General features: G+C 76.8%; 15 protein-coding genes and 1 pseudogene. 7 read left to right on the top strand and 9 right to left on the bottom strand.

The annotated features are described in order from the left end of the window. Nucleotide 1 precedes the first annotated feature (1 nt). The gene (locus EPD83_RS04060) at nt 2-433 is read right to left on the bottom strand and encodes a hotdog fold thioesterase (RefSeq protein WP_128366901.1); all 432 of its coding nucleotides are present in this window, start codon (nt 431-433) and stop codon (nt 2-4) included. On the opposite strand from EPD83_RS04060, the gene polA reads away from it, so the two are divergent. Next, nucleotides 432-3,137, top strand: coding sequence for a DNA polymerase I (gene polA, locus EPD83_RS04065; RefSeq protein WP_205859403.1), 2,706 nt, complete (start codon nt 432-434; stop codon nt 3,135-3,137). The genes EPD83_RS04060 and polA overlap by 2 nt on opposite strands. A 9-nt stretch (nt 3,138-3,146) precedes the next feature. Here polA and EPD83_RS04070 read toward each other — a convergent pair whose 3' ends face one another. The 4 genes from EPD83_RS04070 to EPD83_RS04085 are packed head-to-tail and all read right to left on the bottom strand — an operon-like array spanning nt 3,147 to nt 7,304. Beyond that, a complete protein-coding gene (locus tag EPD83_RS04070) occupies nt 3,147-4,379 on the bottom strand; it encodes an oligosaccharide flippase family protein (RefSeq protein ID WP_165566241.1) in 1,233 nt (410 codons plus the stop codon). After that, entirely contained in the window at nt 4,376-5,134 is a 759-nt protein-coding gene (locus EPD83_RS04075; protein WP_128368471.1) for a decaprenylphospho-beta-D-erythro-pentofuranosid-2-ulose 2-reductase, read from the bottom strand. Before EPD83_RS04075 ends, EPD83_RS04070 begins: the two co-directional genes overlap by 4 nt. Then, entirely contained in the window at nt 5,131-6,453 is a 1,323-nt protein-coding gene (locus tag EPD83_RS04080; RefSeq protein WP_165566242.1) for an FAD-binding oxidoreductase, read from the bottom strand. Before EPD83_RS04080 ends, EPD83_RS04075 begins: the two co-directional genes overlap by 4 nt. After that, nucleotides 6,450-7,304, bottom strand: a complete 855-nt coding sequence (locus tag EPD83_RS04085) for a decaprenyl-phosphate phosphoribosyltransferase (RefSeq protein ID WP_164896455.1) — start codon at nt 7,302-7,304, stop codon at nt 6,450-6,452. The genes EPD83_RS04080 and EPD83_RS04085 overlap by 4 nt, the downstream gene beginning before the upstream one ends. A gap of 37 nt (nt 7,305-7,341) precedes the next feature. On the opposite strand from EPD83_RS04085, the gene EPD83_RS04090 reads away from it, so the two are divergent. Beyond that, a complete protein-coding gene (locus EPD83_RS04090) occupies nt 7,342-9,039 on the top strand; it encodes a hypothetical protein (RefSeq protein WP_128366977.1) in 1,698 nt (565 codons plus the stop codon). Between the two features lie 40 nt (nt 9,040-9,079). Beyond that, on the top strand, nt 9,080-9,214 hold the full coding sequence (locus EPD83_RS20845; protein ID WP_268951190.1) for a hypothetical protein: 135 nt from the start codon (nt 9,080-9,082) through the stop codon (nt 9,212-9,214). On the opposite strand, the gene EPD83_RS04095 is transcribed toward EPD83_RS20845, so the two are convergent. Further along, nucleotides 9,196-10,401, bottom strand: a complete 1,206-nt coding sequence (locus EPD83_RS04095; RefSeq protein WP_128366976.1) for a glycosyltransferase family 4 protein — start codon at nt 10,399-10,401, stop codon at nt 9,196-9,198. The genes EPD83_RS20845 and EPD83_RS04095 overlap by 19 nt on opposite strands. Nucleotides 10,402-10,508: 107 nt before the next feature. Between EPD83_RS04095 and EPD83_RS04100 the strand changes: the two genes are divergently transcribed. Genes EPD83_RS04100 through EPD83_RS20540 form a run of 3 tightly spaced genes read left to right on the top strand, consistent with a single transcriptional unit; the run spans nt 10,509 to nt 14,336 of the window. Further along, nucleotides 10,509-11,264: a class I SAM-dependent methyltransferase gene (locus tag EPD83_RS04100; protein WP_128366975.1), complete on the top strand. Its 756-nt coding sequence runs from the start codon at nt 10,509-10,511 to the stop codon at nt 11,262-11,264. Next, nucleotides 11,261-13,123 carry a hypothetical protein gene (locus EPD83_RS04105; RefSeq protein ID WP_165566243.1) on the top strand — a complete coding sequence of 621 codons (1,863 nt, stop codon included), beginning with the start codon at nt 11,261-11,263 and terminating at the stop codon, nt 13,121-13,123. The genes EPD83_RS04100 and EPD83_RS04105 overlap by 4 nt, the downstream gene beginning before the upstream one ends. 4 nt (nt 13,124-13,127) lie before the next feature. Further along, nucleotides 13,128-14,336, top strand: a complete 1,209-nt coding sequence (locus EPD83_RS20540) for an acyltransferase family protein (RefSeq protein ID WP_235950332.1) — start codon at nt 13,128-13,130, stop codon at nt 14,334-14,336. Between the two features lie 787 nt (nt 14,337-15,123). On the opposite strand, the pseudogene EPD83_RS21120 reads toward EPD83_RS20540, so the two are convergent. Then, nucleotides 15,124-18,261 (bottom strand): annotated as a pseudogene (locus tag EPD83_RS21120) (alpha-(1->3)-arabinofuranosyltransferase domain-containing protein); the annotation flags it as partial. Next, complete coding sequence (locus tag EPD83_RS04115) at nt 18,258-19,007, bottom strand: class I SAM-dependent methyltransferase (RefSeq protein WP_235950333.1); 750 nt, start codon at nt 19,005-19,007, stop codon at nt 18,258-18,260. The gene EPD83_RS04115 and the pseudogene EPD83_RS21120, both read right to left, overlap by 4 nt. Nucleotides 19,008-19,149: 142 nt before the next feature. Here EPD83_RS04115 and EPD83_RS04120 point away from each other — a divergent pair, with 142 nt between their 5' ends. Continuing rightward, nucleotides 19,150-20,076 carry a DUF3068 domain-containing protein gene (locus tag EPD83_RS04120; protein WP_165566245.1) on the top strand — a complete coding sequence of 309 codons (927 nt, stop codon included), beginning with the start codon at nt 19,150-19,152 and terminating at the stop codon, nt 20,074-20,076. Between the two features lie 3 nt (nt 20,077-20,079). Here EPD83_RS04120 and EPD83_RS04125 read toward each other — a convergent pair whose 3' ends face one another. Further along, nucleotides 20,080-20,895: a class I SAM-dependent methyltransferase gene (locus EPD83_RS04125; protein WP_165566250.1), complete on the bottom strand. Its 816-nt coding sequence runs from the start codon at nt 20,893-20,895 to the stop codon at nt 20,080-20,082. Nucleotides 20,896-20,972: the final 77 nt, after the last annotated feature.

Genomic DNA, 20,972 nt, shown 5'->3' on the forward strand with positions numbered 1-20,972 from the left:
GTCACCCGCCGGGCGGGGCGTCGCGCACGAGACAGGTGATCCGCGCGGTGCACACCCGCCGGCCCTCCTCGTCGGTGACGACGACCTCGTGGGCGACCACCGTGCGCCCGACGCTGATGGGGACGGCGGTCCCGGTGACGACGCCGGAGCGGGCGGCGCGGTGGTGGGTGGCGTTGATGTCCAGCCCGACGACGATCCGGCCCTCGCCGGCGTGCAGGGCCGAGCCGATCGAGCCCAGCGTCTCGGCGAGGACGACCGAGGCCCCGCCGTGCAGCAGGCCGTAGGGCTGGGTGTTGCCGGCCACCGGCATCGTGCCGACGACGCGCTCGAGCCCCGCCTCGACCACCTCGATGCCCATCCGGTGCATGAGCGAGTCGGGGTTCATCGCCATCATCCGCTCGAGCGCCGTCGTGGGGTCCGGGGTGTCGGTCATGGTCGTTAGGCTGCCACGCGTGAAGCTCCTCCTCCTCGACGGACACTCGCTGGCCTACCGGGCGTTCTTCGCCCTGCCGGTCGAGAACTTCTCCACGAGCACCGGCCAGAACACCAACGCCGTCTACGGCTTCACCTCGATGCTCATCAATGTCCTGCGCGACGAGGCGCCGACGCACGTCGCCGTCGCCTTCGACGTCTCGCGCCAGACCTTCCGGCTGCAGGAGTACAGCGAGTACAAGGCCGGCCGCTCCAAGACCCCGAGCGAGTTCTCCAGCCAGCTGCCGCTCATGCGCGAGGTCCTCGACGCCCTGCGCATCCGGCACGTCGGGGTCGAGGGCTACGAGGCCGACGACGTCATCGCCACCCTCACCCGCCAGGCCACCGCCGCCGGCGGCGAGGTCGTCGTGTGCACCGGCGACCGCGACGCCTTCCAGCTCGTCACCGACAAGGTCAGCCTCATCTACCCCGTGCGCGGCGTGTCCGAGGTGTGGCGGATGGACCCCGCCGCCGTCGAGGAGAAGTACCTCGTCCCCCCGGAGCGCTACAGCGACCTCGCCGCCCTCGTCGGCGAGTCCAGCGACAACCTGCCCGGCGTGCCCGGCGTCGGCCCGAAGACCGCCGCGAAGTGGCTCGGCCAGTACGGCGACCTGCAGGGCGTCGTCGCCCACGTCGACGAGATCAAGGGCAAGGCCGGCGAGAACCTGCGCGCCCACCTCGAGGACGTCCTGCGCAACCGTCGCCTCAACCGGCTCGTCGACGACCTCGCGCTGCCGCTCGGCGTCGAGGACCTCGAGCGCGCCTCGTGGGACCGCGAGGAGGTCCACCGGGTCTTCGACGGCCTGGAGTTCCGGGTGCTGCGCGACCGCCTCTTCCAGACCTTCGAGGTGGAGGCCGACGAGGTCGAGGGCGGCTTCGACCTCGAGGGGCACGTCCTGGACACCCCGGCGCTGCTCGCCCGCCTCGCCGACCCCGCCCGGGCGGCCACCGTGCACTCGCTCGTCGTCGGCGGGCACTTCCGCGGCGGGGTCGGCGACGCCTCCTCGCTGGCGGTCGCGGGCGACGGCGGCGTCGCGGCGCACGTCGACCTCACCGCGCTGACCCCGGACGACGAGGCGGCCCTCGCGGCGTGGCTCGCCGACCCCGCGGCCCCGAAGGTGCTCCACGACGTCAAGCCCCAGCTGCAGGCCCTCTCGACCCGCGGCCTGGCCCTGCGCGGCGTCACGAGCGACACCGCGCTGGCCGCCTACCTCGTCCGGCCCGACCAGCGCTCCTACGACCTCGAGGACCTCGTCGTCCGCCACCTGTCCCGCGAGCTGCGCACCGAGTCCGCCGGCGCGTCCGACCAGGGGCAGCAGGGCATGCTCGACCTCGAGACCGACGACGACTCCTCGGTCCGGGACGCGATGGTGCGGGCCCGCGCGGTCCTCGAGCTCGCCGACGTGCTGGCCGAGAAGGTCGAGGAGACCGGCGGCACCGGCCTGCTCCACGACCTCGAGCTCCCGCTCGTCGACATCCTCGCCGTCATGGAGCGCACCGGCGTCGGGGTCGACGAGGACGCGCTGACGGCGCTGGAGGCCGACTTCGCGGCGAAGATGCGCCAGGCCCAGCAGGACGCCTACGACGCCATCGGCCGCGAGGACGTCAACCTCGGCAGCCCCAAGCAGCTCCAGGAGGTGCTCTTCGGCCAGCTCGACATGCCGAAGACGAAGCGGACCAAGACCGGGTACACGACCGACGCCGACGCGCTGGCCGACCTCTTCGTCAAGACCGAGCACCCGTTCCTCGAGGCCCTGCTCCGGCACCGGGACACGAGCCGCCTGCGGGTGACGGTCGAGGGGCTCATCAAGTCCGTCGCCCCCGACACCCGCATCCACACGACCTACCTGCAGACCATCGCCGCCACCGGCCGGCTGTCCTCCACCGACCCGAACCTCCAGAACGTCCCGATCCGCACCGAGGAGGGCCGACGCATCCGCGACGTCTTCGTCGTCGGCGACGGGTTCGAGTCGCTGATGTCGGCCGACTACAGCCAGATCGAGATGCGGATCATGGCCCACCTCTCCGGTGACGACGGCCTCATCGAGGCCTTCCGCTCCGGCGAGGACCTCCACCGCTTCGTCGGCGCCCGGGTGTTCTCCGTCGCGCCCGAGGACGTCACCCTCGAGATGCGCAGCAAGGTCAAGGCGATGAGCTACGGCCTGGCCTACGGGCTGTCCGCCTTCGGCCTGTCCAAGCAGCTGACCATCACGACCTCCGAGGCGCAGGGCCTCATGGACGAGTACTTCGCCCGGTTCGGCGGGGTCCGCGACTACCTGCGCGAGATCGTCGTCGAGGCCCGGGCGACGGGCTACACCGCGACGATGCTCGGCCGGCGCCGCTACCTGCCGGACCTGCTGTCGGACAACCGCCAGCGCCGCGAGGGCGCCGAGCGGATGGCACTCAACGCGCCCATCCAGGGCTCGGCGGCCGACATCATCAAGCTCGCGATGAAGGGCGTCGACTCCGCCTTGCGCGAGTCCGGCGCGCGGAGCCGGATGCTGCTCCAGGTGCACGACGAGCTCGTCCTCGAGGTCGCCCCGGGGGAGCGCGAGGACGTCGAGGCGCTGGTCCGGCGCGAGATGGGCTCGGCCATCGACCTCGGCGACGTGCCCCTCGACGTCAGCGTCGGGGTCGGCCGCTCCTGGCACGACGCCGCGCACTGACCGCCCGCGTCAGGCCCCGCCGGCCGGGGTCGCGGGCGGCTCGTCGTGCCGGGTGAGGACGACGAGCACGGCGAGCGTCGTCGCACCCACCCCGACCGCCCAGGCGAGCAGCCCGGACGAGGTGTCCGCCACCGCGCCGCCGGCGACGAGCGCGGCCACCCCGGCCCAGAGGACGAGCGGGGCCCGCCGGTGCCCCCGGGCCAGGGCGGTGAAGACGAGCAGCTGGGTGCCCGACATCAGCGTCCCGAGCAGGGCGAACCCCCAGAGGGACGGCGCGACGGCGCGGTAGGCGTCGCCGCCGACGAAGACCAGGGCCAGGTCGGGGAGCGCCGCGGCGACGAGGACGACGACGGCGCCGATGGCCGACACGACCCCGAGCCCGAGCAGGTGCAGGTGCCGCCGGCCCCCGCGGGCCAGGGCCGGGAAGATCACCGCGGTGACGAAGTAGGGGAGGAACAGCACGGACTTGGCGAGGATCGCCCCGGCGGAGTAGGTGCCGGCCTCGGCCTCGGGCAGCACCGCCCGGGCGATGACGACGTCACTGCTGGAGAGGACGAAGAAGGCGAAGAGGGTGTGCGAGCTGCGCAGCGCCTCGGCGGCCAGGCCCGGGGCGGCGGGGGGCGTCGCCGCGGTGGCCGGCACCTCTCGGCGGACGAGCGCGGTCCCGAGGGCGAGCGGCACGAGCGCGCCGAGCGCGACCCCGGTCATCGCGCCGAGCGGGGTGGGGCTCACGAGGACGGCCACGGTGCCCACACCGAGCCGGGCGAGCCCCAGGCCGAGGAAGACGGCCGAGAACGGGCCCCAGCGCTCGAGGCCCTGGAGGATGCCGACGTCGCCGCCGATGACGGCCAGCGCGGACGCCGGCACCGCGAGCAGCAGCGCGGTGAGGACCGTGTCGAGCCGCAGCAGGGACGCCGCGACCGGCGCCCCGACGAGGCAGACGGCAGCGACCACCAGGGCCGCGCGCCGGGCGAGCCCGCGGATCCGCGCCGCCGGGACCGCGGAGCCCGCGGCCACCCGGCGGGCCGCGGCGGTCTGGATGCCGAGGGAGACGACGTTGGCGATGACGAGCAGCGACATCATCGCGGCCAGCGCGCTGTAGTCCGCCGGACCGAGCCGCCGGGCGGCGAGCACGGCGAAGACGTAGCTCGCGACGTTCATGACGACGAGCGAGACCGCCAGCCCCGCCCCGCCGCGCACCGTCGCGCCGCGGGTCGTCGCGTCGCGGGCCCGGTCGGTCACAGGGGCAGCCGCCGGAAGACCGGGGTGGGCACGTGCCGCAGCACGCTCATCACGGCGCGCAGGGTGCCGGGGACCCAGACCACCCCGCCGGGGCCGGGCGTGCGGCGGACGACGACCCGGGCGACGTCGTCGGGGTCGACGGCCAGCGGGGCGGGCTCGAGGCCGTCGGTCATCGAGGAGCGGACGAACCCCGGCCGGACGATAAGGACCTCGACGCCGGAGCCGCGCAGGTCCTCGCCGAGCCCGGTGGCGAACCCGTCGAGCCCGGCCTTGCTCGCGCCGTAGAGGTAGTTCGAGCGACGCACCCGCTCCCCGGCGACGGAGGACAGTACGACGACCCGGCCGTGCCCGGCCGCGCGCAGGTGTCCGGCGACGACGGTGAGCGCCGACACCGCGCCGGTGAAGTTCGTCGTGACGACCGCGGCGGCGGCGACCGGGTCGGGCAGGGTGGGGCCGTCCGGCAGCACGCCGAAGGCGAGGAGCACGACGTCGACGGGTCCGGCGAACACCGGGTCGAGGGCCGCGGCGTGGGTGTCGGGGCGGGCGGCGTCGAAGTCGACGACCTCGACCGCCGCGTCCGGCGCCCAGCCGCGCACCCGGTCCGCGGCGGCGTCCCGCCGGGGACCGGGGCGTCCGGCGAGGACGACGCGTTCCAGCCGGCCCGCCCCGGCCCAGCGGCGGAGCGTGGCGAGGGCGATGTCGGACCCGCCGCCGAGGACGAGGACGGACTGGGGGGCGCCGAGGGCGTCGATCACAGGTGCAGCCTCCTGGCCAGGTCGGACGTGAACACCCCGCGCGGGTCCAGCGTGGCCCGCAGCGCGCGCCAGCGCTCCAGCCCGGGGTAGGTGGCCTGCAGGACGTCGGGCCGCACCCGGGCGTCCTTGGCGAGGTAGGTGCGCCCGCCCGCGGCGGCGACGAGGGCGTCGGCGCGGTCCAGGGCGGGGCCGAGCGCGGCGTCGGCCGCGAGGTCGGCGGCCAGGGTCCATCCGGGGGAGGGGAAGGAGAGCGGGTGCCCGCTGCCCGGACCGAACCGCTTGAGCACGGCGAGGGTCACCGCGACGCCGTCGGCGCGCAGGCCCGCGACGAGCCGGCGCAGGCTCTCGTCGTCGGGCACCACGACCTGGTACTGGACGAAGCCGCGGGGGCCGTAGAGGCCGTTCCAGCCCGGGAGGACGTCGAGCGGGTGGAAGAACGCGGCCGTCGACTGCAGCCCGCGCGACGGCCGGCGGGGGGCGCGGTGCCAGTACGCCGTGTTGAACGCGGTGGCGGGCCCGCGCCGGACCGCCCCGAGCGGCAGCGCCGGGACGGCCGGCAGGCGCGGCGGGGGGTCGTGCCGCTCGGGCGCCAGCGCCCCCGGGGTGTCCGCGCCCGCGTGGTCACCGGACGTCACGACACCGCGACCGGTGCGCCGGCCGCCGGCGAGCAGGTCCAGCCAGGCGACGGTGTACCGGTGCTCGGCGTCGTCGGCGGCCAGCACCGCCATCGTCTCCTCGAGGTCCGCGGTCCGGCGGGTGCGGACGAGCATCGACGCACTGGCCACCGGGAGCAGCCGGACCCGGGCGGAGACGACGACCCCGCCGAGCCCCATGCCGCCGAGGACCCCGCCGAGCAGCGGGTCTCCGGCCGCGAGCTCGCGGACGGTACCGGTCCCGTCGACGACGGTCACCGACTCCAGGTGGCGCGCGATGCTGCCGTCGCGATGGTGGTTCTTGCCGTGCACGTCGGCGGCGAGCGCCCCGCCCACGGTCACGTGCCGGGTCCCGGGGCTCACCGGGACGAAGAGGCCGTGCGGCAGCGCGGCGTCGAGCAGCTCGCCGATGCTCGTCCCGGCCGCGACGTCGGCGACGCCGTCCGCGTCCAGCACCGGCGGCCCGGCGAGGGGGCGCACGTCGAGCACCGTCCCGCCCGCGCAGAGGGCGGCGTCGCCGTAGGCCCGGCCGAGCCCGCGGGCCAGGAGCGGACGGTCCGGACCGGCCGCCCGGACGGCCGCGACGACGTCGTCGACGCTGCGCACCGGGACCCGGTCGGCCCGGGTCGCGGTGGTGCGGCCCCAGCCGGTGACGAGCCCGCTCACGGCAGCATGCCCAGCCCGTAGGTCGCGAGCCACAGCACGCCGAGCCCGAGCAGCACCCGGTCGCGCACGACGGTGCGCTCGGGTTCCTCGGCGTCGGCGTTCTCGGCGTCGAGGACGAAGCGCAGCACCCCGACGGTGAAGGGGACGACGCTGACCGCGATCCACGGCTCGCGGCCGGTGGGCGAGACGTCCGCGGCCCACAGCGAGTACCCGGCCACCGTCATGGCCGCCGAGGTCGCGGTGACGACGCGCAGGAACGGCAGCGAGTACCGCGTGGTCGCCTGCCGGGGCGTGCGGCCGTCGCGGCCGGCGAGGACGAGCTCGGACTCGCGCTTGCCGGCGACGACGAGGAGGGAGGCGAACCCGGTGACGATGAGGAACCACTGCGACAACGGGGTGTCGGTGGCGACGCCGCCGCCGACGGCCCGCAGGACGAAGCCGAGGGCGACGACCGCGAGCTCGACGACCGGCTCGTGCTTGAGCCCGGCCGAGTAGGCGGCGGTGAGCAGGAGGTAGGTGGCGACCACGACGCCGAGGCCGACGGCCAGGGCCACCGCCATGGCGGCCACGGCCAGGACCGCGGCGACGACGGCCGCCGTCCGGCGCGAGAGCGCCCCGGAGGCGACCGGGCGGGTCCGCTTCACCGGGTGCAGCGCGTCGGCGGGGGCGTCGAGCAGGTCGTTGAGGGCGTAGGTGGCCCCGCTGGCCAGGACGAACGCGAGCAGCGCGAGGAGCGTGCGACCGGCGACGGCGGGGGTGAGGAGGGTGCCGGCGGCGAGGGGGGCGGCGGCGACGAGGGCGTTCTTCGCCCACTGGCCGGGGCGCACGAGTCGCACCAGCTCGCGAGTCACGCGGGGAACTGTACGGGATGGTCTACCGTGCCGACCCATGAGCGCGGACCGGTGGCGGACCGGTCCCCGGAGCGAGGCGCCGGCCCTGCTGGCGAGCCTCCTCGCGGCGCTCGCCCTCCTCGGACCGGGCCTCGCGGGGACCACCCTCGTGCGCGACCTCGTGCTCGTCCCGGACCCGGCCTTCACCCCCCGCCTGCTCGGGCTCGGCCAGGAGACCCCGCGCGGGGTCCCGAGCGACCTCGTGGCGGCGCTGCTGGCGACGGCCCTCGGTGCCCGGGCGGCGTCGGTCGTCCTCCTCCTCGGGGCGCTGCTCCTCGCCGGATGGGGCGCCTCGCGCCTCGTCGGGCCGCGACAGCCGGCCCGGTGCGCCGCCGCCGTCGCCGCCCTGTGGAACCCGTACGTCGCCGAGCGGCTCGCCCTGGGGCACTGGGCGCTGCTGCTCGGGTACGCCGCGCTGCCGTGGGTGCTCGCCGCCGCCGTCGCGCACCTGCGCGGGGAGGGGCCGGCCCGGCCCGTCGTCGTCGCCGTCCTCGCCGGCTCGCTCGGCGGTGCGGTGGCCTGGCTCCTCGTCGTCCTCGGGCTGGTTGCCGCCCTCGTCGCGGTCCCGCCGCACCGGGGGCGTCCGCTGCCCGCCGGCTGGTGGGCGCCGGTCGCCGCCGCCGTCGCCGGGGCGCTGCCGTGGCTGGTCCCGAGCCTGGTCCGGCCGGTGCCGCCGCGCTCGGACGCCCTCGGCTTCGAGGTCTTCGGCCCGCGGGCGGACCTGCCCGCCGGCCCGCTGCTGTCCGTCCTCACCGGGGGAGGGGTCTGGAACGCCGCGGTCGTGCCGGCGGGGCGCGACACGGCGCTCGGTGCGGCGCTGGCCCTCGTCGTCCTCGCGGTCGCCGCCGCGGGCTGGCTGCTCGGGGGCCGGCCCGGTCCGGCGGAGCGGGTGGTGCTCGTCGCCGGGGCCGGTGCCCTGGCGCTCGTCGCCGTCGGCACTTTCCTGGGGCCGGCGCTCGCCACCCTCCCCGGGGCCGGGCTGCTCCGCGACGGCACCCGCTCGCTGGGGCCCTGGGTGCTCGTCCTCGCCGTCGGGCTCGGCCGCGCGGTCCGCGGCGGGCTGCGGCACGGCCTGCCGGTGGCGGCCGCCACCCTCGTGGCCCTGCTGCCGGTCGCGGCCCTGCCCGGAGCCGCCTGGGGCGTGGGGGGCCGGCTGGGCCCCACCGACCTGCCGGCGGCGGCCGCCGACGTCGCGGCCCGCGTCGCGGCGTCCCCGTCGCCCCGCACGGTGCTCGTCCTGCCCTTCACCCCGGTCCGTGCGTACCCCTGGAACGACGGGCGGGTGAGCCTCACGCCGTGGTCGCGGCTGCTCGACGCCCGGGTCGTCGGCGGCTCGGACCTGCGGGTGGCGCGGCCCGACGGCACGGTGGTCGTCCCGGGCGAGGACCCCCTCGCCGCGGCGCTGGGACGGGCCCTGGCCGCCCCGGACCCCCGGGCCGCCCTCGAGGCGGCCGGCGTGGGCTGGGTGCTCGTCGACGACGGACCGCCGCCCGCCTGGCTGCCGGCACCCGTGGACCTCGGCGACGGCGTCGTCCTGGCCCGGCTGGACCCGGCCCCCGGCGCCGGGCCGGGGCGGGACGACCCGCCGGCCGGTCCGGTCCTCGCCGCCGACGCCGTGGCCCTCGTCCTCGCGGTGTTCGCGCTGGCCGGAGCGGGCTCCGCCGGCCTGCGCCGACGCCGACCTACCATGCAGTAGCATCATCCCGTCCGGAGCCCCGTGTCAGGAGGACCACCCCATGAAGGAGTCGGTCATCACCGCCGTCGTCGGTGGTGTGCTCGCCGTCCTGGCGAGCCTCGGCATCGTCTCCGCGGCGACTCCGGACCCGGTCAGCGACCCGGCTCCGATGTACGTCTACGGCGACCAGCGCTGAGCCGGCTCCGGCCGCCCCGGCCCGAGCCGCGGCCGTCGCGCCGGGTGCCGCTGCGCGACCGTCGCCCGTAGCACCTCGTCCCACGCGATGATCGCCGCGTCCCAGGTGAACCCCGCGGCGAACCGCTCCGCCGCCGCCCCGAGGGCGTCCCGCCGCTGCGGGTCCTCGACGAGGCCGCGCACCGCCTCGGTGAAGTCCTCGACGTCGTCGGCGCGGGCCAGCAGCCCCGTGACGCCGTCGACGATCGAGTCCTCCGTGCCGCCGGAGCCGTGGAACGCGACGCTGGGCGTCCCGTGCATCCCGGCCTCGACGACGACGAGCCCCCAGCCCTCCTTGACCGACGGCACGAGGGAGGCCCAGGCCCGGGCGTAGAGCCGGTGCCGTTCGGCGTCGGTGACGAACCCGGCGAGCTCGACCCGCTCCTCGAGCCCGAGCTCGGCGACCCGCGCGGCCACGTGGTCGGCCCACCAGCCGCGGCCGGCGACGACGAGGCGCAGGTCGGGGTGGTCCGGGGCCAGCCGGGCGAGGACCTCGAGGGCGATCTCGACGCGCTTGTGCGGCACGAGCCGTCCGAGGACGAGCAGCAGCGGGGTGGGGGAGCGCTCGACGTCGTGCGGCGGGGGCGGGATGGCGCCGTTGTGGACCACCCGCACCCGCTCCGGGGCCACCCCGAGCGCCACGAGCTCGTCGCGGGTCACGTCGGACACGGCGACGTACGGGCGGCGCCGGTTGACGCGGGGCGCGAGCACCGACTCCACGAACCACCCGACCCGTGCGAGCACCGGCCCGAAGACGACGCCCCACTGCTCGCGGTGGACGTGGTGGACGAGGACGACGTGGGTGGCCCGCCGCCGCCACAGGGCCGCGAGGTACGGCACGCCGTTCTGGGTCTCGACGACGAGGTCCGGCGGCTCGACCCGGCGCCGCAGCACCGCCCAGGCCGCGGCCGGGTACACGGAGAACCGCCCGCCGGCGCGGTGGTGGCGGACGCCGCTCGGCCGGACGAGGGACGTCGGCCGGCCGGGGACCCGGGCGGTGAGCAGCGTCACCGAGTACCCGCGCGCGGCCAGGCCGTCGCAGACCTGCTCCGCGTACACCTCCGAGCCGCCGCCCTCGGGGTGCTCGCTGTCGCGCCAGTTGAGGAAGAGGACGCGCAGGGGGCGGTCCTGGGGCGGGGCGGAGGGCATCGGCGACCTGGGCGTGGAGGGGCACGGGCCGCGCTATGGTACCGCCGAGTAGGGTCCGGTGAGCGCCGCGGCGGGATGCCGGCGGCCGGGACGTGGAGGCAGGACGCATGCGCGCTGGTGGGCACCGCGACGCCGCCGCCGAGGCCCGGGCGGACTGGGCGCTGCTCGGCGAGCGCGACCCGCTGTGGGCCGTCCTCATGCGCCCGGGCACCAAGGACGGCGGCTGGGACGCCGAGGAGTTCCTCGCCACGGGCCGGGCCGAGGTCGCCGCCGCCCTGGACCACCTGCGCTCCCTGGGCCACGAGCCCGCCGGGGACGTCGCCCTGGACTTCGGCTGCGGGGCCGGACGGACCGCGGTGGCGCTGGCCGGCACCTTCGGGCGGGTCGTCGGGCTCGACGTCTCGCCCGGCATGCTCGCGCGGGCGCGGGCCCTGGACCCCACCGGCCGCTGCGAGTTCGTCCTCTCCGACCGCGAGGACCTCTCGCGCTTCCCCGACGGCTCCTTCGACCTCGTGTACTCCAGCCTCGTCCTCCAGCACCTGCCGCCGGCGCTGGCCTGGCCGATGCTCGCCGAGCTGGCCCGGGTCGTCCGGCCCGGCGGCGCCCTCGTCGTGCAGACGACGACCCGGGTCCTGCCCTCCTTCAAGGGCCTGGTCTTCCGGTACGCCCCGTGGCCGCTCATCCGCTTCGGCCAGCGGGTGCTGCTGCGCTACCCGGCGCCCATGCGGATGCACGCCTTCCCGCCCGCCCGCGTCGAGGCGGTCCTGGCCGGCGCCGGCCTCGCCGTGCGCGACCGGGTCCCGGACCCGACCTACGGCGGGCACTGGGTGTACGACCGGTGGTTCGCGGTGCGTCCGGCGTGAGCGGCACCGACGTCGCCGAGCGACCCGCGGCGCCTCCCACGGACGACGCGCCACGCCGTGAGCGCCGGGTGCTGCTGGCCGCGGTGGGCCTCGTCGCGGCCGGCGTCGCCCTGCGCGCCTGGGTCGGCTACGCCGGCTGGTTCAGCCTCGACGACTACGTCTTCTACACCCGGGCGGCGTCGATGTCCCCGGGGGACCCCGACCTGCTGTTCACGCCCTACAACGGCCACCTCATGCCGGGGGCGATGCTCTGGGTGTGGCTGGCCACCGCCCTCGACCCCCTGGGCCACGGGCTCGTCGTCACCTCGATGCTCGCCGTCCTGGCCCTCACCGGGGTCGCCGTCGTCGCCCTGTTCCGCTCGCTGTTCGGTCGCTCCGAGGCGGTCCTCCTGCCGGTCGCCGTCTACGCCCTGTCGACCCTGAGCCTGCCCGGCAGCACGTGGTGGGCGGCGGCGCTCAACCAGCTGCCGCAGGTGCTGTTCACGGCCCTCGCCCTGCTCGCCCAGGTGCGGTGCGTCCGGACCGGCCACCACCGCTGGGGGCTGGCCTCGGCCGCGGCCGTCGCCGCCGGGCTGGCCTTCTCCGAGAAGACCGCCCTCGCCATGCCGCTCGTGGCCGCGGTCACCTGGCTGTTCCTCACCGACGGCCCACCGCTGCGCGCGCTCGTGACCGCGCTGCGCCGCTCGTGGGTCACCTGGGCCGCCTACCTCGTCCTCGGCGCGGCCTACGTCGCCGTGTACGTCTCGCGCGTCCCGGACCAGGTCGGGGAGGGGGCCTCGCTCGGGCAGGTGGTCGGCGGCGTCGGCCTCGCCCTGCGCCGCACGGTCCTGCCCGGCCTCCTCGGCGGACCGTGGCGCTGGCAGCCGCTGGGCGTCGCGGACTCCCTCGCCGACCCCACCGGGCTCATGGAGCTCGTCGCGGCGGTGGCGGTCGGTCTCGTCGTCGTGCTGTCGCTGCGGGTCGGGGCCCGGCCGGTCCGCGCCTGGGGACTCGCGGTCGTGGTGGTCGTCGTCGACGTCGCCCTCGTCGTCCTCACCCGGGTCCCCCGGGTCGGTGCGGACCCGGTGCTGCTGGAGTACCGCTACTTCACCGACCTCTCGCTCGTCCTCGCGCTGTGCGTGGGCCTGGCCTTCCTGCCCGTCCGGGGGAGGACCCCACCCGCCCACCGGGACCGGGGCCCCACGGTCCTCGGCGTGTGGACGCTCACCCCCGACGTCCTGCGGACCGTCGCGGGGACGGCCGTCGTCCTCCTCGGCCTCGGGGCGCTCGTGTCGGCCTCGGGCTTCCGCGACCGGTGGGCCGCCAACCCCGGCCGCGCGTACTTCGCCGCGGCGGTGCCGTCGGCGCGGGACATCCCGGAGACGGCCCGGGTCTACGACGGGCCGGTGCCCGACCGGGTCATCTGGAGGCTGCTGTGGCCGGCGACGCTGCCCTCCCGGCTGCTGCCGCCCACCGGCGCCACCGTCACCCCGCTGACCACCGGCGGCAGCACGGCGGACCTGCGCGACTTCGCCGCCGACGGGCGGCTTCGCCGCTCGGAGGTGTCCGGCATCTCGCTGGCCGTCGACGGCGGCCGGGTGTGCCCGGACGGACCGCGGCCGGTCCGGGTCGAGGCGGTCTCCACCGCCTTCTCCTGGGCCTGGGTCGTCCAGCTGGACCTCTCCGCCGACCGCGACGGGACACTCACCCTCGGCACGCCGAACGGCGGCCGGGTCGAGGTGCCCGTCGCGGCCGACCAGAGCCGGGTGTGGGTGATGGTCGAGGACGAGATCCGCTGGGTCGACCTCTCGGCGAGCCCCGGCAGCGGCCTGTGCGTCACCGGCGGCGTGGTCGGCCTGCCCCAGCCGGTGACCTGGTGAGCCGATGACCCTCCGTCCCGGCACCGGCCGTTACCCGGAGCTGACCGCGGTGCGCGGGCTCGCGGCCCTGGCCGTCGTGGGGACCCACGCGGCCTACTGGACCGGGCGGTACCAGGAGACGACGGCGGGGCTGGTGCTCGCCCGGCTCGACATCGGCGTCTCGGTCTTCTTCGCCCTCTCGGGCTTCCTCCTGGTCCGGCCGTGGCTCGCGTCCGCCGCCGGGGCGGGGGAGCCCCCACGGCTCTCCCGGTACGCCCGCGACCGCGTGCTGCGCATCGTCCCCGGCTACGTGGTCACCGTCCTGGCCGCCTACCTCCTCGTCGACTCGCCCACCGGCACCGGGGCGGGCCAGCTGCTGCGCTCGCTCACCCTGACCCAGGTCTACCCGGGGGCCGAGCAGCACCTCGGCCTCACCCAGATGTGGAGCCTCGCGGTCGAGGTGTCCTTCTACGTCCTCCTGCCGGGGGTGGCCGTGCTGCTGGTCCGCCTGGCGGGCCCGCGACGGCGGCTGGCCCTCCTCGCCGTCCTCGGGGCGGTCACCCCGCTGTGGTGGTGGCTCGTGCGGTCCGCCTGGTCGGCGGCGCCACCGGACACGCAGTACTGGCTGCCCGGCCACCTGCTGTGGTTCGTCGTCGGGATGGCGCTGGCCGTGCTCGCGGTCGGGCGGGAGAGCGGTCGTACCCGCCGGGGCGACGGCGTGGCGGCCACCCCCGGGTCGCTCTGGGTCCTCGCCCTCGCCGTCTTCGCGGTGGCCTCGACCCCGCTCGCCGGCCCGGCCACCCTCGTGCCGTCGACGGCGGGCGCGGCCGTCGCGAAGTCGCTGCTCTACGCGGCCTTCGGGGCCGCGCTGCTCGCACCGCTCGTCGTGGGGTCGGGCTCGGCGCTCCTCGGCTGGCTGCGGTGGCCGCCGCTGCTGTGGCTCGGCCGGGTGTCCTACGAGCTCTTCCTCGTGCACCTGGTCGTCATCGAGTTCGTCATGGACGGCCTCGGGAACCCGACCTTCACGGGCGACACCGTCACGGTGTTCCTCGTGACCCTCGGCGTCAGCCTGCTTCTCGCGGCGGGGCTGCACGGGCTCCTGTCACGGCTGACCGGGCGGGGCGGCCCGCCGGGCGCGGGACGACGAGGGCGGCCAGCCCGGCCAGGGTCAGCAGCTGCACCACCGGCGCCAGCGTCGCGTGCGTCGACGTCCCCCACACCCCGGCGGCCATGAGCACGCCCGCCACCGTCCAGCTCCCGGCGACGACGAGCGGGCGCACGACGGCGGCGCGGCGCTCGCGCGTCCGGCCCAGCGCCGCCGCGGCCACGACCCCGAGCACGACGCCGGCGAGACCACCCGTGACCGCCAGCAGCAGACCGGCGCCCGCCAGGCGGAGGGCCACCGGCGGCCGGGGCGTCCGCACCGCCGCGGCGTCCCGCTGCGGGCGTCGGGCCGCGAGCACGAGTGCGGCGAGGACGACGAGGGCGGCCGGCACGAGCCCGGCGACCAGGGCGCTGCGGTAGGTCCGGTCCGCGGGGAAGGTCGTCCGCACGGAGGTCGTGCCCTCCGGGACGGCGTAGGCCTGACGCCAGCCGTCGACGACGACCGCGGGGACGTCCGGGTCACGGGCCCGCCACCCCGGGTTGACGTTGACCGTGCGGGCCAGGACGCCCGCGGTGCCGGGCAGCCCGCTGAAGTCCGCCTCCGCTCGGCCCGGGGCCAGGGTCACGGCGGTGCCGGCCGCCGGGCCCGACCAGCGCGAGCCGGTGAGCACGACCCGGTCGGGCGCCACGGCGTCCGTCGCCGGCACCGCGACGACGTGGTCGCCGTCGGCGAGCGTGACGGGGCCGGCGTCGCACACCCGCAGGTCGAACGGCGCGGAGGTGGCGAGGTCGGCGAGACGCACCGTCGCGCCGGTCCGCAGGGTCCGCGCGCCGACCTGGAGCCGGGGCCCGGCTCCGCACGGCAGGTCGACGCGGGTGGCGAGGTCGGCCACCGACACCGGGACCCCGGCGACCTCGACGTCCGCGACTCCCACCGGTAGCCGCTGCTGGAGGCCGGTGACGGGGTCGAACGCACCGCGGACCGGCTCGTCGAGCAGCCCGACCTCGAGCGAGCGGGCCGGCGTCGCGGGCACGGTGACGGTGCCGTCGGGGTCCACGGCCCGCACGAGGTCCGTCCCGTCGATCGTCACCCGGATCGTGCGGGGCGTCGCGGCACGGTCCTCGGCGGGTGGGACCAGAAGGAGGGTCCGCACCCGGACCGGCTCGTCCCACGACAGGCGCAGCGCCGGCGCGGGGTCGTCCGCCGCGGGGCTCCACACCGTGTCCGGGTTCCCGTCGACGGCCGCGAAGGCCGACCCCCCGAGGGCGGAGACGGCGGAGCTCGTGGCCCGGGCGCGCAGGGCGAGGCCGGCGGCTCGCTGGGCCAGCCCGTCCAGGGCCGGTCCACCGACCGACCGTGCGGTGGCGGCGACCTCGAAGTCGTCACGACCCTCGACGGGGAGGACCCGGACGATCCCGGCGTCCTCCTCCCCGTGGCCGACGAGCAGGGACGAGCAGAACGGCGCCGCCGCCCGGCCGACGCACCCGTCGGTGCGCCCGGGGTCGGTCTGCAGGACGACCGCGGCCTCCCGGTTCACGAGGTCCAGCGCCGGGGTCCGGCGGGCGGCCCGCACGGGTGCCCCGCCGACCTCGACCTCGGCGACGCCGACGCGGGGTCCGGAGCCGCCGGGCGCCGTCTCCACGCCCAGCGTCGTCACGGGCCCGGCGAGGCGCACCCGGGCCACGCGGCCGGTCACCGGTGCGTCGGCGACGGCGTCGTCGGTGACGACCCGCACCCGGGCGGGGAGGTCACCCGCGTCCCCGGGGTCCAGCCGGACGACGACCTCTCCCGGTGTCACGGGCGCGACCCACCGGATCGTGAGGCCCGGGTCGTCGTCGCCGGGTGCGGGCCACCACGCGGTCGCGTCGTCCCCGTCGAACGCCTGGGCCGGGCTCTCCCAGGGCCGCGCCCCACCGGGGTTGCCGACCGAGGCGGCGCTGGAGGTGGCCGTGACCGCGCGGGCGCCGAGCCAGGTGGCCGTCGTCTCCTGCGCGGGGTCGTCGGTGAGCGCGTACTCGCGGCCGGGGCGCTCCTGGACGCCGTCGTCCCCGGCCTCCAGGACGTCGGAGGTCTCGGCGTCGGACCGTCCGACGTCGACCTCCCGCCGGGTCAGTGAGTCGGTGAGGACGAGCCGGCGGGGCGCCGGGCCCGTGCGGTCGACGGCGAGGACGGCGGCCGTCGTCGCGGGCAGCAGCCCCGCCGCGGACACCGCGATGAGGCCCTCCGGCCCGCCCGCCACCTCGACGACGTCGGCGGTGTCGGTCAGGTCCGCCGCCACCGGTGCGGGGGTCACGGCCCAGACCTGGAGGACCGGGGCGTCCTGGACGTCGGGGCCGCGGAGCGACGCCCCGAGTGCGGGGTCGGTCCCCCCGATCCGCGGGCCGAACCCCGCCACCGGCGTGAGGCCGCCGGACGCCGCGAGCGTCGCCCGGACGAGCTCGAGCCGCGGCGCCCCGGCGCGGGCGACGTCGAGGTCGCCCCGGACGAGGACGTAGCCGATCCCCGCGCGGGAGAGCGTGGTGGCCAGGCCGGGGACCGCGCGGCCCGACGCGAGGGCCCGGTCGACGCCGTCGAGGAGGCGGATGTGTCCCGGCGGGGTCAGCGGGACCGCGTTGTGGACCTCCCAGGGCGCGGTGGTCAGGGCCTGCAGCGGCTCGTCCGCGGGGAGTCCCCAGCCGTAGGACGCGAAGCGCGACTCCGGCGCGAGCAGCGTGCGACCCCGGGGGTGCTGCTCCAGCCAGGTGGCGGCCTCCTGCCAGTACCCGGGCAGCGCGGTGAACGAGCCGACCGGCGCCACCCGGCCGGACAGCGCGGGCAGGGCGCTGCCGCCGACGGCGATGACGGCGGTGCCGACGACGCCCGCCACGAGGGCTCGCCGGGCCGGCAGCCCCCGCACGAGGTCCGGGACGGACGCGAGCAGGTGCGCGAGCCCGAGCACCACGGGGATGCGCACGCCGACGTCGAACTTGTGGACGTTGCGCAGCGGGGCGAGCGCGCCGTCGAGCAGCGACCGGACCGTCCCGTCGACCGGTGAGCCGAAGGTCGCGGCGTGCCCACCGACGAGGACGGCGAGGGAGACGGCGAGGCAGGCGAGGAGCCAGCCCCGCTCCCGGAGCCCGCGCACGGCCAGCCCGGCCCCGCCGGCGGCGGCGACGAGCATCGAGTAGAGGACGAGCGGGGGGGAGAGCACGAGGTCGCGGCCGAGACGCCAGGTCCCGCCGATGCCGGGGGAGAGGTAGGCGACCCAGTGGCTCGCCCCGCGCAGCGAGTCGGCGAGCGAGGTGACGAGGGTCGTCGTCGATGCCGACTCGATGTAGTCGAGGAACGGGGGGCTGTACCGGCCGAGCACGAGCAGCGGGACGACCCACCACAGCGTGCCCAGGGCGGTCGCCCCGACCCAGGCGAGCCAGGTGCGCCGCACCCGCGGCGACAGTCCCTGGGCGGCGAGGAACACCGCGGCCGGGACCACGGCCGCGAGGTCGAGCGCCGCGTTGACCCCGCCCATGAGGACGACGGGGGCGGCCGCCGTCACCCCGCCCGCCCACGGCCCCCGCCGGCCGCGGGCGACCGCGACCAGCGGCACGACCACCCACGGGGCGAGGGCCGTCGGCCACGCCTCGGCCGAGACGGGTCCGAGCACGGAGAGCACGTGCGGGGTGAGGGCGAAGGCGAGACCGGCGACGACGCGGGTGGCCGGGGTGCCGACCCCGAGCTCGGCGGCGAGCCGGCGGGCGCCGAGGAAGGCGACGACGAGGACGAGTCCCCACCAGAGCCGTTGGACCAGCCAGGGCTGCGCCACCGCGTGGCCGATGACGAAGAACGCCCCCATCGGCTCGAGGTAGCCGTAGGCCTGGTTCTGCAGCTGCCCCGCGAAGCCGGTCTCGTCCCACACCGAGGTCGCCCGGCCGAGGAAGGCCGCGGGGTCGACCGACAGGTCGAGCTTGGTGTCGGGGACGACCCGGCCCGGGTCCTGGACGACGGCCAGCGCCACGAGGGCGGCGCAGACGGCCAGGTGCCGCCATCGCCAGACCGCCGCCTCGGGGGCGTCGCTCATCGGGGCCGCAGGATGACCGCGAGGTTCCACGTCGCGACCTCGCCGAGCACGGGCACGGCGCTCACCCAGCGGGCCCAGGCGGGGTGGTAGCGGGGGAGCACCGCGACGACGTCGGCGGTGTCCTGGGCGGCGGCCCAGCGCCGGGCGGCCGCCACCGTCACCGGGAAGAGGGACTCGCCGTAGCGGTTCTTCGGCTCGTGCCCGGTGCGGCGCACGTAGCGGCGCCGGGCCCGGGCCCCGCCGAGGTAGTGCCAGGGGGCCGTCTCGTGTCCGCCCCACGGACCGAACCACACGGTGTAGGACACGAAGACGAGGCCGCCGGGGCGGGTGACCCGCACCATCTCGGCGCACATCCGCCACGGGTCGGGGACGTGCTCGAGGACGTTGGAGGAGTAGGCGACGTCCAGGGCGCCGTCGGCGAACGGCAGGTCCAGGCCGCTGCCGAGGACGGTGTTGCGGCCGGGGGAGCGGCCCTTGCCGGACAACTCGCCGACGTCGGCGTCCACCGCGCAGTACCGGGCACCGGCCGCGGCGAACGCGTCGGCGAAGTAGCCCGGGCCGGCCCCGACGTCGAGCACCGTCGCCCCGTCGAGGTCGGTGTACGTGCCGACCTGGCCGACGCTGTCCTCGGCCAGCGCCCGGTAGAACCGGTCGGGGTCCGGCTGCTCGTACCGGAAGTCCCGCAGGAGCCGCACGGAGCGACCCAGCGTCGGCGCCCACGCGGCGCCGCGGGAGGTCGTCGGCACGCGAGGACGGTACCCGATGGGCCCGGACGCCCGGGCCCCGACGGGGACCCGCCGCGCGCCGGACGCCATCCGCTCACGGACGGGGCCTACTCGCTGGTAGCCTGCACCCGACTTTCACCGTCGAGAGGGAGCGGAGACCCCGATGCGCAAGGCGACAGGTCTGGTCCTGCTGGGCCTCTTCGGCTTCCTGCTCGTGACCGCGGCACTCACGTGGCTGTACGTCCCCGGCCAGCTGAAGAAGACGCCGCTCGACGTCGACTCCACGACCCGGCTGGCCGGCCAGGGCACCTACCTCGACGAGCCCGAGGGGCCGGTGGCCGCGACGAGCCACAGCGTCGCCGACCCGGCGAACTCGGACGGCAGCACCGTCGTCTTCGACACCTTCACCTGCGTGCTGCGCAACCCCGCGGGCGACGTCCCGGACTGCCTGAGCGGCAAGGACGAGCGCACGATCATCCTCAGCTCGGACCGCTTCGCCACCGACCGGGTCACCGGCCTCGCCGTCGACGCCCCGAAGGCGGACCTGGCCCGGCCGCACGAGGGCCTGGTCAACAAGTGGCCGTTCGACCCCGAGAAGCGCACCTACGCCTACTGGGACGGCCTGCTCGGCCGGGCGGTCGAGGCCACGTTCGAGGACGAGGAGTCCGTCGACGGCGTCGCCACCTACCGCTACCACGTCGCGGTCGACGACCAGCCCGCCGAGATCACCAAGGGCATCCAGGGCAACTACTCCACGGACAAGACCCTCTGGGTGGACCGGACCACCGGCGCCATCATCGACCAGCAGGAGCACCAGGTCCGCAGCCTCCCCGACGGCGGCACCGCCCTGGACATGCGGCTGGGCTTCACCCAGGACACGGTGGCCGCCAACGTCGCGTCGGCCAAGGAGACGAACACCCAGCTCGGTCTCCTGCGGATCGCCCCACTCGTGCTGCTCGTCCTCGCGCTCCTCGCGCTCGCCGGCGGCGTGGCCCTCGTGCGCTCGACCGCGGGCGCACCGGCCCGTCGCCGCCGTCCGCAGCCGAAGACCGTCAGCCTCGACGAGATGCGCCAGGGCCGCTCGGCCTGAGCCTCAGGCGCCCCGGGGTGCCCCGGGACGCTCCGCGACGACGACGAGGGTGCCCGGCAGCAGCCGGCCCCGCAGCGGGGACCAGCCGCCCCAGGTCTGCGGGTTGCGGTCCGGCCACTCGGGCTCGACGAGGTCGAGGAGCACGAGCCCGGCGCCGACGACCTGACGGACGAGGTCGCCGACGGTGCGGTGGTGCTCGACGTAGGTGACGACCCCGCCGGAGGACTCGACGTAGGGCGTCCGGTCGAAGTACGAGGTGGTCGCCGTGAGGCCCTCGGGCCCCGGGACGTCGGGGAAGGCCCAGCGCACCGGGTGCGAAGTCGAGAACACGAGCCGGCCGCCGGGACGCAGCACGCGGGCGGCCTCGCGCAGGACCGCGGCGCTGTCGGCGACGAAGGGCACGACGCCGTAGGCGGTGAACACCCGGTCGACGGCGGCGTCGGCGACGGGGAGCCGGCCGCCGTCGCACTGGAGCAGCGGCACCGGCCGCCCGGCCCCGGCGTCGAGGCGCTGGGCCGTCCGCAGCATCCCGCGGGAGAGGTCGCTGGCGACGACCCGCACGTCGTCACGGTCGCGGACGAGCCGGCGGGAGCACTGGGCGGCGCCGGCGCCGATCTCGAGCACGGTCATCCCGGGCGCGAGGTCGAGCAGCCCGAGCTCGTCCTCGGTCCAGCCCTCGGGGCCCCACACGAAGCCGGCGTCGCCGAGGAAGTCGCCGTGCTCGCGGTGGTAGTCCTCGGCCTCGGCGTCCCACCAGGCCCGGTTCGCGTCACGGGTCTCGGTGGTCGAGGCCGGTCGACGTCCGGCGTCGAGGGTCATCCGGCGGCCGACCGGTGCCGACACCCCGGTTCGTCACCGAGACCCCGCTTCCGAACCCCTGCGCCGCGGACATTTCG

Source organism: Phycicoccus flavus, assembly GCF_004025965.2.
Lineage (GTDB): Bacteria > Actinomycetota > Actinomycetes > Actinomycetales > Dermatophilaceae > Phycicoccus > Phycicoccus flavus.

Excerpts from the sequence above, each read along its gene's own strand:
- polA (WP_205859403.1), top strand. The coding sequence starts at position 432 with ATGGTCGTTAGGCTGCCACGCGTGAAGCTCCTCCTCCTCGACGGACAC.
- EPD83_RS04060 (WP_128366901.1), bottom strand. The coding sequence starts at position 433 with ATGACCGACACCCCGGACCCCACGACGGCGCTCGAGCGGATGATGGCG.
- EPD83_RS04090 (WP_128366977.1), top strand. The coding sequence starts at position 7,342 with ATGAGCGCGGACCGGTGGCGGACCGGTCCCCGGAGCGAGGCGCCGGCC.
- EPD83_RS20845 (WP_268951190.1), top strand. The coding sequence starts at position 9,080 with ATGAAGGAGTCGGTCATCACCGCCGTCGTCGGTGGTGTGCTCGCCGTC.
- EPD83_RS04095 (WP_128366976.1), bottom strand. The coding sequence starts at position 10,401 with ATGCCCTCCGCCCCGCCCCAGGACCGCCCCCTGCGCGTCCTCTTCCTC.
- EPD83_RS04100 (WP_128366975.1), top strand. The coding sequence starts at position 10,509 with ATGCGCGCTGGTGGGCACCGCGACGCCGCCGCCGAGGCCCGGGCGGAC.
- EPD83_RS20540 (WP_235950332.1), top strand. The coding sequence starts at position 13,128 with ATGACCCTCCGTCCCGGCACCGGCCGTTACCCGGAGCTGACCGCGGTG.
- EPD83_RS04120 (WP_165566245.1), top strand. The coding sequence starts at position 19,150 with ATGCGCAAGGCGACAGGTCTGGTCCTGCTGGGCCTCTTCGGCTTCCTG.
- EPD83_RS04125 (WP_165566250.1), bottom strand. The coding sequence starts at position 20,895 with ATGACCCTCGACGCCGGACGTCGACCGGCCTCGACCACCGAGACCCGT.